Origin of the sequence: Thiorhodococcus drewsii AZ1 (genome assembly GCF_000224065.1) — a bacterium.
In the GTDB taxonomy this organism is placed as follows: Bacteria; Pseudomonadota; Gammaproteobacteria; order Chromatiales; family Chromatiaceae; genus Imhoffiella; species Imhoffiella drewsii.
Genome location: NZ_AFWT01000059.1, coordinates 1 through 17,161, shown reverse-complemented (window position 1 = coordinate 17,161; position 17,161 = coordinate 1). Strand labels below are relative to the sequence as shown.

General features: G+C 64.7%; 12 protein-coding genes and 1 pseudogene. 11 read left to right on the top strand and 2 right to left on the bottom strand.

Annotated features, from left to right (window positions below):
• Positions 1-557: 557 nt before the first annotated feature.
• The 9 genes and pseudogenes from THIDRDRAFT_RS21895 to THIDRDRAFT_RS27420 all read left to right on the top strand — a co-directional run.
• Positions 558-2,192 carry a sensor domain-containing diguanylate cyclase gene (locus tag THIDRDRAFT_RS21895; protein WP_159105441.1) on the top strand — a complete coding sequence of 545 codons (1,635 nt, stop codon included), beginning with the start codon at positions 558-560 and terminating at the stop codon, positions 2,190-2,192.
• Between the two features lie 976 nt (positions 2,193-3,168).
• Complete coding sequence (locus THIDRDRAFT_RS21885; RefSeq protein WP_007043112.1) at positions 3,169-3,747, top strand: TerD family protein; 579 nt, start codon at positions 3,169-3,171, stop codon at positions 3,745-3,747.
• Between the two features lie 37 nt (positions 3,748-3,784).
• Complete coding sequence (locus THIDRDRAFT_RS21880; protein WP_007043111.1) at positions 3,785-4,423, top strand: vWA domain-containing protein; 639 nt, start codon at positions 3,785-3,787, stop codon at positions 4,421-4,423.
• A gap of 11 nt (positions 4,424-4,434) precedes the next feature.
• The gene (locus THIDRDRAFT_RS21875; RefSeq protein WP_007043110.1) at positions 4,435-5,079 is read left to right on the top strand and encodes a TerD family protein; all 645 of its coding nucleotides are present in this window, start codon (positions 4,435-4,437) and stop codon (positions 5,077-5,079) included.
• 10 nt (positions 5,080-5,089) lie between these two features.
• Entirely contained in the window at positions 5,090-5,731 is a 642-nt protein-coding gene (locus tag THIDRDRAFT_RS21870; protein WP_007043109.1) for a vWA domain-containing protein, read from the top strand.
• A 30-nt stretch (positions 5,732-5,761) separates the two neighbouring features.
• On the top strand, positions 5,762-6,814 hold the full coding sequence (locus THIDRDRAFT_RS21865) for a TerY-C metal binding domain-containing protein (RefSeq protein WP_040845792.1): 1,053 nt from the start codon (positions 5,762-5,764) through the stop codon (positions 6,812-6,814).
• A 5-nt stretch (positions 6,815-6,819) separates the two neighbouring features.
• A complete protein-coding gene (locus THIDRDRAFT_RS21860; RefSeq protein WP_007043107.1) occupies positions 6,820-8,532 on the top strand; it encodes a PP2C family serine/threonine-protein phosphatase in 1,713 nt (570 codons plus the stop codon).
• 156 nt (positions 8,533-8,688) lie between these two features.
• On the top strand, positions 8,689-10,188 hold the full coding sequence (locus THIDRDRAFT_RS21855; RefSeq protein WP_007043106.1) for a helix-hairpin-helix domain-containing protein: 1,500 nt from the start codon (positions 8,689-8,691) through the stop codon (positions 10,186-10,188).
• 228 nt (positions 10,189-10,416) lie between these two features.
• Positions 10,417-10,473: pseudogene (locus tag THIDRDRAFT_RS27420) on the top strand (4Fe-4S binding protein); the annotation flags it as partial.
• Between the two features lie 315 nt (positions 10,474-10,788).
• Here THIDRDRAFT_RS27420 and THIDRDRAFT_RS21850 read toward each other — a convergent pair.
• The gene (locus THIDRDRAFT_RS21850; RefSeq protein WP_007043105.1) at positions 10,789-11,883 is read right to left on the bottom strand and encodes an ATP-binding protein; all 1,095 of its coding nucleotides are present in this window, start codon (positions 11,881-11,883) and stop codon (positions 10,789-10,791) included.
• Entirely contained in the window at positions 11,880-12,614 is a 735-nt protein-coding gene (locus THIDRDRAFT_RS21845) for a response regulator (protein WP_007043104.1), read from the bottom strand. The genes THIDRDRAFT_RS21850 and THIDRDRAFT_RS21845 overlap by 4 nt, the downstream gene beginning before the upstream one ends.
• Before the next feature lie 163 nt (positions 12,615-12,777).
• Here THIDRDRAFT_RS21845 and THIDRDRAFT_RS21840 point away from each other — a divergent pair, with 163 nt between their 5' ends.
• Both THIDRDRAFT_RS21840 and THIDRDRAFT_RS21835 read left to right on the top strand, forming a co-directional pair.
• Positions 12,778-13,932, top strand: coding sequence for an efflux RND transporter periplasmic adaptor subunit (locus THIDRDRAFT_RS21840; RefSeq protein WP_007043103.1), 1,155 nt, complete (start codon positions 12,778-12,780; stop codon positions 13,930-13,932).
• A 16-nt stretch (positions 13,933-13,948) separates the two neighbouring features.
• Positions 13,949-17,086, top strand: a complete 3,138-nt coding sequence (locus tag THIDRDRAFT_RS21835) for a multidrug efflux RND transporter permease subunit (RefSeq protein ID WP_007043102.1) — start codon at positions 13,949-13,951, stop codon at positions 17,084-17,086.
• Positions 17,087-17,161 lie beyond the last annotated feature (75 nt).

Genomic DNA, 17,161 nt, shown 5'->3' with positions numbered 1-17,161 from the left:
TGCCCTTCTACGGCTTCCGGAATCACGACCTCAACCGCTGCCATCCCGCACCCTCGGAGATCACTTCATGATCGACCAAGCATACCGACTACGATGAAATCGGGAAACAGTTGATGGACACTTCCTTAGCGACGGCTGCGCGGATGCCGAAGCCTTTTCATCTTCGCAATACGCCGTCGTCGCTTCGACTTGCCATCGACTCGTGAATGGCAAACTGTGAGCTGATGCAAGAACCGCAGTCCTTTTTTCGTATTATCCTGATCCAGGCGCGAGGAGGGTGTCGAGAGGGAAACGAGCCATCCCCCTGGTCCTCACGTGTGCGTTTCAGGCCCATCTATCACGTCTGGCTTATGTGCCTGGACCCAACCACGATCAGGTCTCCCGAGAGAAATCCGATGCCGAGCCTTTGAGTTCGGTACAGTGCGCTGACCTCAGCAAGCCAGTTCCTTGAAACCTGTGGCTGTGCCTGGAGATCGCGTGGCCCGAGAACGGAATGGAGTCGCGTCATAGGCGACGCTCGGGCAAGCATCTTCTCGTCGAGCATGACTGTCTATACGATGACCATCAGAATCAAGCTGATCCTCGGGCTCTGTCTGTTGCTCGCGCTGCTCGGCGTTGGCATCTTGACGATCTTCCAGACGCGCATCCTGCCCGATATCCACAACATCACGCGTGACCATCGCTTGGTCGATTTGTCTCGTGTCGAACAAGGGGTCGACCAGGAACTCAAACGAATCGAGCTAGCGCTGCATGACTGGGGATGGTGGGACGATACCTATCGCTATGCCGCCGAACCGAATCGTGAGTATGAACAAACCAATCTGACCCAGGACTGGTTGCAGCACATCAAGTTGGATCTGATCGTCATCGTGGGTTCTGACGGCCAATTGTTGGCAAGCCAGTTCTCGGAAGCCGGGCAAGCACTCGCCGGGCGTTTCATTGCCGATAACCTGGCCGCGCAAGCTGTCAGCCCCCTGCTCAAGGAGGGTGGAACCGGGTTGATGCTCTCCCCGGTCGGACCACTCCTGATCACCTCCTGTCAGATCCTGCCGACCAATCGCGCTGGTCCGTCTCGCGGTCATCTCTATTTCGGACGCTTGGTGAGCCATGTCTTGGTCAGCGAGTTGGCCGCCAAGCTCCGCTTGCCCGTGCAGTTGGGGCTGGTCGCCGAGGCGCCATCCGCACCCCTGGTCCGAGAGCTTTCGGATCAGGCGACCTTGTCCGAGATGACGTTGCCCTTGCTCAATACCGGCACGCAAGCGCTACGCATCAGTTTGGAGCAGGAACGTCCCTTCTATCAGCGGACACTGGCATCGGCGCGCTATTCACTGACGCTCATCTTTTGCGTCGCGGTCGTTGCCGGTCTGGCTGCCTACCTCTATCTCGAACGCGCATTGGTGCGGCCGATTCTTGCGCTCAAGCTCGAGAGCGAGCATTTTGGCCGTATCCATCGGCCTGATGATCAATATTTCGAACACCTTGCCGGACGCGATGAGGTTGGCCAACTTGCGCATGCCTTTGCCCAGATGGCACAGAGGGCCGTCGATCAGCGCTCACTGCTGGAGCGGGAGCGCGTCAAGTTCGAGCAGGATAGCCTCACCGACCCCTTGACGGGTCTGGGTAATCGTCGTTACCTGGATCAGTCGCTTGCGACAGACCGTGCTCTGAATCGCGACGTCAACCGGCTGATCGCTATGATCGATCTGGATCATTTTAAAAGGGTCAACGATCGTTACGGCCACGACGTCGGCGATCTGGTGTTGCGGCAAATGGCCGATCTCTTGCGTCATTGCTGTCGTCAAGGGGATACCTTGGTGCGTAGCGGTGGGGAGGAGTTCATCCTGGTGTGTCGGGGCATCGACGAAGACAGCGCTTACGGCATCGTGGAGCGGATTCGCCGGGAAACGTTCGTGCATCGTTTCGGTAATGGCGATCAAGCGCTGCGGATGAGCTGCTCCCTGGGATTCCTTTTCTGTCTCAAGTCAACGGACTGTTCCATAGACGAGGAATGCGACAAGAAGCTGATCAAGATCGCGGATCAAGCGCTGTATCAGGCCAAGTCTCGAGGCCGTAACACCTGCGTCGGTTACCGGGGTCTCGGCGAGAGTGATTCTGGTGTCTGCCCATTATCGAATATCGATGGGGCATTGACTGAGGTCAGCGGATGCTGTGATCGGTCAAAGGGCGTCTGAGCCGCATTGCTGCATCCGATCGGGACTGGGAAACCGGGGTTAGCAGAAACCGGGGGCAAGTCTTGAAAAACAGCGGCGCGTCCGGGGGCGGGTCACGCAAAATAGCAGCCTGGTGCCCGCAATTTCCGCCCATGCTTTGAACGAAACCTGCCCCGGCAATCCCTGACCCTGCCCTGCCATCCCCCCGCCAGAGGTTCCCTCGCCAGCCTCCTCGGAGTTACCCATCCTTCCGCATCGCCTCGCTCGCCGCCCACACCGCTCCGGACAGATCCGGCACGGTGACCCCGTAGGCCACGCCATCATCGGTGTGCAGCGCCAAGGCGAATCGCATGAAGCACTTCCAAGGCCAACCGGCCTGACGGTGGATGCTGCGCAAGGTCGGCAGCGGAATATCGGCTTTCGGATGCGGAACCGTCACCAATCCAGGTTGGCCGGGTCGGCGAATGCGGCACTCACGGCAGCCTCCGGGAACGTGCGATCGATGGTTTCGAGTTGCTGTTTGATGTCTTCGATATTCATATTCACTTCGCTCTATAACCGTTGAATGACCGAGACCGACTCGGACGCGCAAGCGTCTGGCGATCCTGCAGCGGGGCCGCATCGTCGCCGACGGCACCCCGACCCAGCTCTATGCCGGCATAGACGCCCTGGTGTTGGAGGTGGAGACGGACGCGCCCGGACCCGCGCGCGCGGCGCTGGACTCACTGGAACACATCCTCAGCGTCACCCAGCTCGGAGTGCGGCTGCGGGTGCTTGCCGCCCTCCCATCCGCAGCTCTACGAATGGACTTCGAGCGCAGGGCGAGATGCCGACGCTGGTTAAGACGTGCTAGACCGGTATCCAGCGCCTCAACAACCCTATCCGAAAACGACGCCAAATTGGGAATTGCGCCCCTTCCTGGCACGGCGTGCATGGGATTTCGAGTCGGCGTAATATTCGTCAATAAGCTCCGATCTCACATCTTGGGAGATGCGATGTGGCTGTAACCTTGATCAAGGGCGCGAATATCTCGCTGTCTAGGACCGATCCCAGTCTCGAAAGGATCCTCATCGGATTGGGATGGAAGGCCAGGGAGACAGAGGGTGTCGATTTCGACCTGGATGCCAGCGCCTTTCTGCTCGGCGAGAACGGCAAGGTCGCTCGCGACGAGGACTTCATTTTCTACAATCAGCTCACGTCGGCATGCGGCTCGGTCGAGCACACGGGCGACAATCTGACCGGGGCCGGCGAAGGCGACGACGAGGCGCTGAAGATCAACCTCGTGAAACTGCCCTCGTCCATCAAGCGGGTCGTCGTCTGCGTGACCATCCACGAGGCGGACAGCCGGGGTCAGAATTTCGGCCAGGTCTCGGAGGCATTCATCCGGATCGCCAATCTCGACGACGATCACGAGATCGCCCGCTTCGATCTCTCGGAGGACTACAGCACCGAGACGGCCATGATCTTCGGCGAGGTCTATCGGCGCGGCGACGAATGGAAATTCAAGGCCGTTGGCCAGGGCTTTTCCGGTGGGCTCGCGGCCCTGTGCCATCAGTTCGGGGTCGATGTCGCCTGAACCAGGCGCGCCCCCTTATCGGTTAGGAGAGAGGGACATGCGAAGATTACCCGTCTATCTGCTGCTCGACACCTCGACCTCGATGAGCGGCGAGCCGATAGAGGCGGTGAAGACCGGCGTGCAGCTGCTGGTCTCGACCCTGCGGCAGGATCCCTATGCGCTGGAAACCGCATTCCTGTCCATCATCACCTTCGATAGCTCGGCACAGCAGATCGTGCCGCTCACCGAACTGCCCAGCTTCCAGTTCCCGGCGCTCCAGGCGAGCGGAACGACTGCGCTCGGCGAGGCGCTGGGTCTGCTGGCCGAGCGGGTCGATGCCGAGGTGGCGCGCACGACCGCCGACGCCAAGGGCGACTGGAAGCCGCTGGTCTTCATCATGACGGACGGCATGCCGACCGACGACTGGCGCAAGGGGCTCGAACGGCTCAGACGGGCGCGCACCGGCATCATCGTCGCCTGCGCGGCCGGACAGGGCGTCGATACCTCCGTGCTCAAACAGATCACAGAGGCCGTAGTCTCGCTGGACACGGCGGACACCAATACTATCAAGGCCTTCTTCAAATGGGTCTCCGCCTCGGTGTCCACCGGCAGCCAGAAGGTCGATCTGACCAAGAAGGACGTCTCCGAATTGAACGACCTTCCGCCGCCTCCGCCCGAGGTGAACCTGGTGTTGTAGGGAGCGATCTCATGGGCGTTACGCTGAAGAAAGGACAGGGCGTCAGGCTCGAGAAGAACGAGAACGACCTGTCGATGGTGACCATCGGTCTCGGATGGGACATCAAGGAACACAAACGAGGTCTACTGCAGGGATTGCTGGGAAGGAAGGAGGCGGATTACGACCTGGACGTCGCCGCCTTCCTCTGCGGCGCCGACGGCAAGGTGCACGATCTGGGCGAACGCGACGCCCAAGGCCGGACGCGGCTGGTGGACAGCGACGTCGTCTTCTTCAACAACCTGCAGCACAGGTCGGGTTGTGCCTGGCTCACCGGCGACAATCGCACCGGTGCCGGCGAGGGCGACGACGAGCAGATCGTCGTCAAGCTCGACAGCCTTCCGGATGCCTTCGCCAAGGTCGTCTTCGTCGTACAGATCTACAATGGCGCCAAGAACGGACAGAGCTTCGGTCAGGTGGAGAACGCCTTCATCCGCGCCGAGGATGCGCGCGGTCGCGAGATGGCTCGCTTCGACCTGTCCGGAGGCGCCGAGTACGAAAACTGCCGCTCCATGCTCTTCGCCGAGCTGGTGCGCGAGTCCGAGGCATGGAGGTTCGAGGCGATTGGTTCGCCGTCGCCGTCGGATTCCTTCACGGAGTGGCTGAGACATTACAGCTGACGGAGGCTGCATGAGCGCCAGAAGACTTCCTGTCTACATCCTGCTCGACACCTCGGGGTCGATGCGCGGCGAACCCATTCATTCGGTCAATGTCGGCATGCAGGCCATGCTCAGCGCGCTACGCCAGGATCCCTATGCCCTGGAGAGCGTGCATCTCTCCATCATCACCTTCGACATCGAGGCGCACGAGTATCTGCCGCTGACGCCGCTCGACGCGGTTCAGCTGGACGAGATCCAGGTGCCCCAGTCGGGCGCGACCTTTCTCGGTGCGGCGTTGGAGCTGCTGACCCAGTGCGTCGCCCGCGACGTCAAGAAGAGCACGCCCGACGCCAAGGGCGACTGGCGTCCGCTGCTGTTCGTCATGACCGACGGCAGCCCATCGGATCTGCACGACTTTCGCCAGGCGATTCCCAAGGTCCAACAGCTCGGCTTCGGGGCGATCGTCGCCTGTGCCGCCGGTCCCAAGGCCAAGCAGGAATTCCTGCGCGAGCTCACGGACCGGGTGGTGACGCTCGACACCCTGGACGCGGCGGCCTTCTCCGGCTTCTTCAAATGGGTCTCGGCCAGCGTCGCGGTCGGTTCGAGCAGCGCCGGCATCGCCGGGTCGGTCTCCTTGCCGCCGCCACCGCCCGAGATCCAGCTGGTGCTCTGAGTTCAGGGACTTCAATCGAGGGGTGCGATGATGCGCAGACTTCCGGTCTTCTTCCTGCTGGACTGTTCGGAGTCGATGGTCGGCGAGAACCTCCGGCGGATGGAGGAGACGCTCCAGACCATCGTGCGGGTTCTGCGCGGCGATCCGCATGCGCTCGAGACCGTGCATATCTCGGTCATCGCCTTCGCCGGCGTCGCCCGGACCATCGTCCCCTTGGTCGAAGTGGTCTCATTCTATCCGCCCAAGCTCCCTCTGGGCGGCGGCACCAGTCTGGGCGAGGCGCTCGATGCGCTCATGGTCGAGCTGGATACCGCCGTGGTAAGGACCACGCCCGAGCGCAAGGGCGACTGGAAACCGATCGTCTATCTCCTGACCGACGGTCGTCCGACCGACGATCCCGGCCCCGCGATCGCACGCTGGAACGCCCAGTACGCCAAACGGGCGACCCTGACGGCGATCGGCATGGGACGGGACGTCGATTTCGCCGTCCTCAAGCGTCTGACCGATCGGGTCCTGCTCTACGAGGAGACCAGGCCGGAGGACTTCAAGACCCTGATCGACTGGATCAGCGCCTCGGTGGTCGCCCAAAGCAAGAGCCTAGGGGAAGGCGGCACCGCCCCGGTGCCCGTATCGCTCGACAAGGATGTCATCAAGATCGTCGACGAGGCCCCGAGGACGCTGGCCGACGAAACCTGCGTGACGCTGGTCGGACGCTGTCAGCAGACCCGGCGGCCCTATCTCATCAAGTACGAGCGCGAGCGCCAGGATCTGACGGGCAGCGACTTCCAGCTCCAAGTCTCGCTCTTCAGGCTGTCCGGCTGCTATCCGCTCGACGAATCCTATTTCGACTGGTCGGATGCCGATGCGACCGACCTCAAGGTGAGCACATCCGAGCTGATCGGAGCGCCCGGCTGTCCGCATTGCGGCAATGCGACCGCCTTTGCCCTCTGCGGCTGCGGTAAGCTGATGTGCATCAATGGTCCGGGAGAGGTGGTTTGTCCATGGTGCGGAAACGCGGTTGGGTTCGCCCCGAACCCTTCGACCGACGAGGGCGGGTTCGAGGTCGGCAGAGGTCGAGGCTAGCTCGGATGGGTGCTAAAGACCGACCCTTAACGGCTGAGCAGCGCCGACAGCGCGACGCTAGCCTTGAGGATCTGATTTGGGGATTGTTCGGGCAGAACAATGTCCCATTTTTCGACAAGTCGAGTTTTTCACCGACCCTGGTGGAAGAATTCGTTCGCAGCGAGGAGGCGTTGGAGGCGGCTGAGCAGTTTGCTACTCAGTTGCTGCAGCTGTGGAGGCTTCGTTATCCGGGAAAATCACTGAGGCTTCGGCCTCGCGGTAATTTAAGCGATACCGTCGAACGTCACGTGCTGCCCGACTTCTCGGACAAGAGCGCGCCCGAGCGCCCTAACAAGGGGCAGGACGCGAAGCCGGTCCCGAATGCCGACGCCGAGGGAAAATCAGAGATGCCGACGACAGATCAGGGGCATTCGCCCGTCCCGGCAACAGCCGATTCCAGCGCGAGCTCGCAATCGGACTCGGCACCCGGCCCCTCCCCCGACACCAAACCGGAATCCCGGCCCGGCGACATTCCATCCACTGGGACGCCCGATCCTCGGCCGCCCGATCCGAGGGCGAGCTTCAGTCTGCCGAATGCCAAGGTCGGCGTCGCCTATGCCGAGACGCCGCAAGGACGGACTCCTGAGGGGATCCAGGTGCGCCTGGTGGATGTCCGGCTGCCCGAAGGGCTTGGGCTCGGCTTCGATCCCGATCGCGGAGAGGTGTCGGGAACCCCCGCGCACGAAGGCGACTACCGCATCCCGCTGCGCTGGACGCTCGACGGCAAAGAGACCTACTCGGGCGACTGTCTGCTGATCGTCAATCCGGATCCCCAGAGCCTCTGGAAGGTGCTGGAACCGCCGGCGGACGCGCCCTATCGGAAGGACCATATCGACTCCCGTCTGATCCAGGGCGACGACTATCGGATCCTCGCCGCCAGCCGTCGCGGCCGCTCGCACGAGCATGCGGGAAGTTTCCGCGACGACGACTTCCATATCGCCCGGGATCCGGACAGCGGCTGGGATCTCATCCTGGTGGCGGACGGCGCCGGAAGCGCGCCATTCTCGCGCGAGGGCTCGCGTCTCGCCGTCTCGGCTGCAGGCGACCATCTCTCCGCGAGCCTCGCCGGAGAGATGGGGACCCGGGTGGACGAGGCCCTGGCCGGCTGGGCGGAGGATCCGCAGGAAACCGCCCGGGCCATCGGTACCGAGTTCCACTATCTGTTCCACAAGGCGGCCCAGCTCGCCGTGCAGTCGATCGAGCACGAGGCCGGGACACGGGGCGCAGCGGCCCGGGATTATGCGACGACCCTGCTCGCTGCCGCCATCCGACGTCAGGGGAGCGAGACCTTCCTGGCGACCTTCTGGATGGGCGACGGGGCGATCGCCGCCTACGGCCCGCGCGGTCGAGTCCGTCTGATGGGCACGCCCGACGGCGGCGAGTTCGCGGGCCAGACGCGCTTTCTCGACCGCGCCTCGATCTCGGATCAGGGATTCGCCAAGCGCATCGGCATCGGACGCTTCGCCGACCTCAATGCCGTGCTGTTGATGACCGACGGCGTCTCCGATCCGCGCTTCGAGACCGACAACGGGCTGAGCGACCCGACCCGGTGGGACGCGCTCTGGGACGATCTCGTCCCCCTGTTGGAGTTGCCGGATCCCGAGCAGCGCATCGCCGACTGGCTGGGATTCTTCTCGCCGGGCCATCACGACGACCGGACGATCGCGCTGCTGTGGTAAACCGGGAAAGCGCTCAGCCGCCAGCGACCAGCCTCCAGCGGTTGGGTTGTCGCCGTGTTCGCTGACAGACTCCCATGAGCTGGCCGCTGGAGGCTGGAAGCTGATCGCTACTGTCACCACCAATCCACCGACCCCGCGTCGGTCCTGGAGCTGCCGATGACGCGAGTCGTCACCTGTAACACCTTCGACGGGCAAAGGGTCGAGTTCGTCGATGAGATCATCGGCTCGGGCGCGATGAAGGACGTCTATTTCGCCCCCGACCGATCCTATGTCGTCGCCTTCTACAAGACGCCGCAGGATCTTCAGGCGCGCGAGCGTCTGGAGATGATCGCCGGCAAATACCGCGAGAGCATCTTCAATCAGGTCGGCGGGGACTATTGGCGGAATCTCTATTGCTGGCCGACCGCGCTGCTGGAGCACGAGGGGCGCCTGGGGCTGGTGGCGCCGACCTATCCCAGTCACTTCTTCTTCGAGCACGGCTCGAAGAACGACGACATGCTGAGCATCAAGGGCAAGGAGAAGGAGGGCAAGTGGTTCGCTGCGGCCGGCCTGCGCAACCGCTTCGTCGACCCGCGCGAGCTTGGCAACTGGCTCAACCATCTCAAGATCTGTCTAACGCTCGCGCGGGCCGTGCGTCGCATGCACATGGCTGGTCTCGCCCATTCGGACCTCTCCTACAAGAACGTCCTGGTCGATCCCTCCCAGGGGCTCGCCTGCGTCATCGACGTCGACGGCCTGGTGGTCCCCGGAAAGTATCCGCCCGACGTGGTTGGGACGCCCGATTTCATCGCCCCCGAGGTGGTGCGCACCAGCCATCTGCCCAAGGACGACCCCGAGCGCCGGCTCCCGCGACGCGAGACCGATCTGCATGCGCTCGCCGTCCTCATCTACATGTATCTGCTCTACCGCCATCCACTGCGCGGCGGCAAGGTCCACGACCTCGACGACGAGCAGCGCGACGAGACCCTCTCCATGGGTGAACGCGCACTCTTCGTCGAGCACCCGAGCGACGACAGCAACCGTATCAAGGTGGCCAACAGCAAGCCGAGCGAGCTCCCCTGGGTCGATACCGAGCGTCTGCCCTTCACCCTCACCGGGCCCTATCTCTCCAAGCTCTTCCTGCAGGCCTTCGTCGCCGGCCTGCACGATCCTGCCCAACGTCCCTCGGCGAACGACTGGGAGACGGCGCTGGTCAAGACGGCGGACCTCGTCCAGCCCTGTCTCAATCCCGACTGCGAGCAGAAGTGGTACGTCTTCGACAACTCGACCCGACCCTGCTGTCCCTTCTGCGGGACGCCCTTCAGGGGCAAGCTGCCGGTACTCAACCTCTATTCATCGCGCAAGGAGGGTCAGTACCGGCCGGACAACCACCGGCTCATGGTCTGGACCGGCCAGTCGCTCTTTCCCTGGCACGCCAACACCCTGATCGCACCGAACGAGAAGCTGACCGAGGCGCAGAAGAAGCGAGTGGGCTATTTCGTTTTCCACCGGAACGCCTGGTGGCTGGTCAACGAGAACCTTCCGGACCTCATGGACGTCTCGACCAAGACGCCCATCCCTATCGGCGGTCAGTTGGAACTCAAGGACGGTCAGCAGATCCTGCTCGCCAAGGGAGACGGGGGGCGGCTTGTCGTCATTCAGATGGTCGATGCCTGATCGATACAGGTTCCGGCAACGATCGGGCATTTAGCCCGTTATTCAGCACTCTCTTCCGGATTTCCCCATCAAGGATGATGGTTCTTGCTTGAAAAAAGAGACGCCTCGGGATTCTGATGTTGATCGTCTCGGCCGGACCGACAGAGCGCTCTCTCGCGGTTTCGCAAGGCACCGAACTTCTTCCTCACGCAGGGACGTGTCGCGTTCAGCGGACATCCGCTCTTCGGCTGTATCGGCTGCGGACGTTGCATGGCGATCTGTCCCTACCACGACCTGATGGACTGACCCGCGCTCACGGCTCTGCAGGCGGATCGAGGCGTCGGCCGGCCATGATCCCGCGAACCACAGTCGCTGCGGCGCCGACGAGCGGATCTTGGCCGCGTCCTCGCAAAAACGCGAAGAGGAGATCGACATGGTGCAGCGGTTCACCGATCAGCTGGACCAGGAAGACGGCCCATCCTCCGGCGCGAATGGTCTCCAGTTCAGCGTACCAGCCTCGGCATAGAAGCCGGCGTCGAGACTTCCGCTGCGAATCGCGCGGACGATATCGATGGAGCGGCCGTGCTCCAGAACCACCTCGACCTTTCCCGAAACTGGGACTCAGTCAGCTGAACCTCTGCTTGAACGATAAGAATCCAAGGTCGGCCAGTAGATAAGGAACAGACTCCCCCCGCGAGCGGAGGATCGGCAAACCGCATGACCGCCATGCGCCTCTGCAATGGCCTTGACCACGGCCAGACCCAGGCCGCTGCCGCCATGTTTGCGCGAGCGCGACGGATCGCCTCGGCGAAATGCCTCGAATATGTCGGCTGCGGCCTTGATGGCGATACCCGGGCCTTCATCTTCCACGCTCAGGCAGCACAGCCCCTCCGACGCCTCGAGGCGCACGGTCAGGATGCCCGGATCGGCATGCTGCAGCGCGTTTTCCAGCAGTGCCATCAGGGCCTGGCGCATACGGACCGGATCGCAGTCCGGCTGCAGCCCGGTATCGAGCTCCTGTTGCAAGACGAACCCTCGCGCGGACAGCGCCGTCGCGAAGGCATGGATCACGGTACCCAGCTCCTCGGCCAGCCTGACCTTGTCTCGCTGCAACTCCAGATGACCGCTATCCTTGAGGCTGAGTACGCGCAGATCCTCGATCAGTCGGCTCAGACCTTCCACCTGGCGCAGCAGAGCCTCGAAGATCTCGCTGCTGGGGCTGAAGACGCCTTCCGCCAGACCCTGCAGACGTCCGCGCAGAATGGTGACCGGCGTGCGCAGTTCATGGGCGATGGCGGCATTCCAGAACTCGCGCTCGCGGGTCATGCCCTGCAGGCGCTCGGCCATGGCGTTGAAGTCGCGCACCAGCTGCGCCGTTTCGCCCATCGCCTGTTCGTCCATCCGCGCCCGGGCGTCGAGCCTGCCCTGGGCCACTTCCCGCAGGCTGTGCGCCACCGAATTGAGCGGCCTGATGAGCCGCCGCGACAGGCGGATGGCGACGAACACCGCCATGCCAAGCGCGGCGGCGATGGTACCGACGATCCAGACCATCTCGACCCGCGAGGGCATCCAGGTTTCGGAAATGGAGCCCGGCAGGTAGGTCACGGCGATGGCATAGAACACGTAGGAGCCGAATACCGAGATCAGGATGATGCCCAGCGCCATCACAGCCAGAGACTGGATGATCTGACGGCGCAGGCCCGGCGCGCGCTTCATGGATCGCCGCCGAAGCGATAGCCCACGCCCCAGACGCTGCTCGGTACGCCCTGGATGTCCAGGGCCTCGAGTTTCTTGCGCAGCTTGCTGATGTGGCTGTCGACGGTGCGCTCCTGGGTATCGCCTTCGGGCAGGCAGTCGACCAGCAGCTCCGCGCGGCTGAACGCCCGTTTCGGCGCACGCATCAGACAGGCGAGCAGTTTGAACTCGGTCAGCGTCAGCTCCAGCGTCTGCGGCTGGCCATGACGAAGGACGCTGGCTTCATGGCTGTCGAGGTCGATCTGGAACGCGCCGACGCGCAGCACCTGCGCGGCGGCGGGCACGCTCGCCCGCGTGCGCCGCAGCACCGCCTGCACCCGCGCCACCACCTCGGCCGGGTTGAAGGGTTTGACCACGTAGTCGTCGGCACCCAGGCGCAGCCCCATCAGCTTGTCGATGTCCTGATCGAGCGCGGTGAGCATGATCACCGGCGTGTCGCTGCGCGAACGGATTTCGCTGAGCACCTTCCAGCCGTCGAGTTGCGGCATCAGCACGTCGAGCAGCAGCAGATCCGGCTTGAGCGCCTGGTGCAGGGCCAATGCCTGGCGGCCGTCGGTGGCGTGCTGGGTGCGCAGCCCGCTGCGCTGCAGGTAGGCGATGAGGATGTCGGCGATCTCGGCCTCGTCCTCGGCGATCAGTACCAATGGCGAGGCCGAGGCGGCGGGGCTGAGGCGCACGTTGGGATCGGACATGGGCGGGCTCGCTGGCAATGGATCAGAAGTTTATCGCGCCCTCCATGCTTTCTCCACAAAGCCTCGAATCATTCGCAACAGCCGTGCGCCAGACTACTGCCTCGATGTCCTCCCGACCGAAAACAGCGCGTCCGGGAGATCCGTTCAGCGAGGTGAGTAGGCGATGTGCATCAAACAACGGCATCCGGGCATTCTGCTCGCGGGGCTTGCCGTATTGGTACTGGCAGGTTGCGATTCAGCGCAGCAGGCTGAAGAAGCGCCCGCGCCGGTTCGGGTGTCGGTGATGATACTCGAGGCGAGCGAACTGTCGGTCAGCGAGGATCTGCCCGGTCGCGTGGCGGCCGTGCGCAGCGCCGAGATTCGTGCGCAGATCGGTGGCATCGTGCAGCACCGCCTGTTCGAGCAGGGCGCCGAGATCGAGGCAGGTGACCTGCTGTTCCAGATCAACCCGGCGCCGTTCGAGGCCGAGGTGGACAGCGCCGCGGCGGCCTTGCAGCGCGCCGAGGCGGTCTTGGCGCGGGCGCGCGTGCAGGCCGATCGGCTCACCCCGCTGATGCGGGCCGAGGCGGTCAGCCGCCAGGTGTATGACGATGCCGTGGCGTTGCGCGACCAGGCCGCCGCCGACGTGGCCCAGGCCAAGGCGACGCTGGCGCGGCGCCGGCTGGACCTGGAGTTTGCCAGCGTCGAGGCGCCGATCGCCGGGCGGATCGACCAGGCCCTGGTCAGCGAGGGCGCGCTGGTCTCGCCGACCGATGCCACGCCCATGGCCAGGATCCAGCAGATCGACCAGGTGTACGTCGATGTGCGCCAGTCCGCCTCCGTGCTGGAGACACTGCGCCAGCAGGTCCGCTCGGACAGGCCGGAGCTGACCGTTGAGATCCTCGGCAGCAACGGCAAGCCAATGGGCATGCAGGGGCGCATCCTGTTCTCCGGCATCGAGGTGGACGCCGGTACCGGCGACGTGCTGCTGCGCGTTCTGGTCGACAACCCGCAGCGTCGCCTGCTGCCCGGCCTCTACGTGCAGGCGCGGATTCCCCGTGCGCATTACGCCGATGCCCTGAGCGTGCCCCAGCAGGCGGTGACCCGCACGGCGGGCCAGGCCAGGGTGTGGGTGCTGGATGCTCACGGCCAGGCGCAGCCGGTGGCCATCGAGCTCGGCGAGCTGGTGGCGCGCCGCTACCGCGTCGTATCCGGGCTCAGCGCCGGGCAGCAGGTGGTGATCGAAGGCATCGAGCGTCTGAGCCCGGATGCACAGGTCGCCGCACGTCCCTGGCAGCCCGCTGCCGCCCGCGAACAGCTCAGCGCCGTCGCGCGCTGAGTTCGGAGAAACCCTCATGCCGCAGTTTTTCATCGACCGCCCGGTGTTCGCCTGGGTGATCGCCCTGTTCATCGTGCTGGCCGGCGTCATCGCCATCCCGCAGTTGCCCATCGCCCGCTACCCCTCGGTGGCGCCGCCGACGGTGAGCCTTTACGCCACCTATCCGGGGGCCACCCCACAGACCCTCGACGACTCAGTGGTGAGCCAGATCGAGCGCGAACTCTCGGGGGTGAAGAACCTGCTGTACTTCGAATCCTCGGTCGACACCTCGGGCAGCGCGCAGATCACCGCCACCTTCAAGCCGGGCACCGACGCCGAGATGGCCCAGGTGGACGTTCAGAACCGCATCAAGGCGGTCGAGCCGCGGCTGCCCCGGGCGGTGCGCCAGAACGGCCTGCAGGTGGAGTCCGCCGCCTCCGGCTTCCTGATGATGGTCGGCATGACCTCGCCCAACGGACAGTTCGACGAGGTCGCGCTGAACGACTACTTCGCGCGCAATATCGTTCAGGACCTGCGCCGCATCGACGGCGTGGGCCGTGTGCAAATGTTCGGCGCCGAGCAGGCCATGCGCATCTGGGTCGACCCGAACAAGCTCACCGCCTATGGCCTGACGATGGACGAACTGGCCCAGGCGATCGAGCAGCAGAACGCGCAGATCGCCCCCGGGCGGATCGGCGACGAACCGGCGCTGCCGGGCCAGCGCCTCACCGTGCCGCTGACCGTGCAGGGACAACTGACCACGCCGGCGGAATTCGCCGCCGTCGTCCTGCGTGCCGACGCCGATGGGGCGAAGGTGGTGCTTGGTGATGTGGCGCGGGTCGAGCTGGGCGCAGAGTCCTACGCCTTTTCCAACCGCGAGAACGGCGTGGCGGCGACCAGCGCCGCGATCCAGCTCTCGCCCGGCGCCAACGCGGTGCGCACCGCCGCCGCCGTGCGCACGCGCCTGGCCGAGCTGGCGCCGACCCTGCCGGCGGGCATGGCCTACTCGGTGCCGTTCGATACCGCGCCCTTCGTCAAGGTGTCCATCGAGAAGGTGATCTACACCCTGTTGGAGGCCATGGCGCTGGTATTCCTGGTGATGTTCCTGTTCCTGCAGAACCTGCGCTACACCCTGATCCCGGCCATCGTCGCGCCCATCGCGCTGCTCGGCACCTTCGCGGTGATGCTGGTGGCCGGCTTCTCGATCAACTCGCTGACCATGTTCGGCATGGTGCTGGCCATCGGCATCATCGTCGACGACGCCATCGTGGTGGTAGAGAACGTCGAGCGGCTGATGGCCACCCAGGGACTCTCGCCACGGGAGGCAACCTCGCGGGCGATGCGCGAAATCACCGGCGCGGTGATCGGCATCACCCTGGTGCTCACCGCCGTGTTCATCCCCATGGCCTTCGGCAGCGGCTCGGTGGGGGTGATCTACCAGCAGTTCACCCTGTCGATGGCGGTATCGATCCTGTTCTCGGCCCTGCTCGCCCTGAGCCTGACCCCGGCGCTGTGCGCCACGCTGCTGCGCCCGGTCAGCCCGGATCACCACCACAAACGCGGATTCTTCGGCGCCTTCAATCGCGCCTTCGAGCGCCTCACGGCGCGCTACGGCAACCGGGTGACGCGACTGGTCGGGCGCAGCGGACGGATGATGGCGGCGTTCGCGGTGCTCTGCGCGGTGCTGGTGATCGCCGCCCGGGAGTTGCCGTCGTCCTTCCTGCCCGAGGAGGATCAGGGCTACTTCATGACCTCCATCCAGTTGCCCACCGGCGCCACCACCGAGCGCACGCTGGACGTGGTCAAGGCCTACGAGGCGCACGTGGCCTCGCGCCCGGGGCTGGACGCAAACATGGTGGTGCTGGGCTTCAGCTTCGCCGGCTCCGGCCCCAACGCGGCCATCGCCTTCACCATGCTCAAGGACTGGGATCAGCGTCATGGCGCCACCGCCGCCGAAGAGGCAGAGCTGGCGCAGCAGGCCATGGCCGACAACGTCGAGGGCACGGTGATGAGCCTGATGCCGCCGGCCATCGACGAGCTGGGCACCTCCTCCGGCTTCAGCCTGTTCCTGCAAGACCGGGCCAACCGGGGCGAGGCCGCGCTGCTCGCCGCGCAGGCGCAACTGCTGGAACTGGCGGCGCAGAGCAAGCTGGTCAGCGATGTCTATCCGGATGGTCTGCCGCCTGGCGAGAGCATCCGCCTGGAGATCGACCGGCAGAAGGCCGAGGCCATGGGTCTGTCCTTCACCGCCGTGAGCAGCACCCTGTCGGCGGCCATGGGCTCGCTGTACGTCAATGACTTCCCCAATGCCGGGCGCATGCAGCAGGTCATCCTGCAGGCCGACGCCCCGGCGCGCATGCAGCTGGACGATGTGCTCGGCCTGCGCGTGCGCAATGCCAGCGGCGGCATGCTACCGCTGCGCGAGGTGGTGACGCCGGTGTGGAGCGAGTCGCCGCAGCAAATGATGCGCTTCCAGGGCTTTCCGGCCGTGCGACTCGCCGGAGGCCCCGCGCCGGGCGTTTCCAGCGGCGTGGCGATGGCCGAGATGGAACGCCTGGTGGCGCAGTTGCCGCAAGGCTTTGCCGTGGCCTGGACGGGACAGTCGCTGCAGGAGCGCCAGTCGGCGGCACAGGCACCGCTACTGATGCTGCTGTCGGCACTGGTGGTGTTCCTGGTGCTGGCGGCGCTGTACGAGAGCTGGTCGATCCCGCTGTCGGTGATGCTGGTGGTGCCGCTGGGTCTGCTCGGCGCGGTGGCGGCGGTCATGCTGCGCGGCATGCCCAACGACCTCTTCTTCAAGGTGGGGATGATCACCATCATCGGCCTGTCGGCGAAGAACGCCATCCTCATCGTCGAGTTCGCCCGCCAGCTGCATGCCGAGGGGCGCACGCTTATCGACGCCGCGGCGAGCGCCGCGCGCCTGCGTCTGCGGCCGATCCTGATGACCTCGCTGGCCTTCACCCTCGGCGTGGTGCCGCTGATGCTCGCCAGCGGCGCCAGCGCGGAAACCCAGCATGCCATCGGCACCGGGGTGTTCGGCGGCATGCTCAGCGGCACCCTGCTGGCGGTGTTCTTCGTGCCGGCCTTCTTCGTCTTCGTCATCGGCACCCAGGAGCGCCTCGCCGCCTGGGGCGCACGACGTGACGCCGCAGCACACCCCCTGGAGAACGCATGATGCGCCGGTTACTGACCCTGCCTCTGATCGGCTGCCTCGGCGCCTGCTCGCTGACGCCCAGGCTGCAGCACCCGC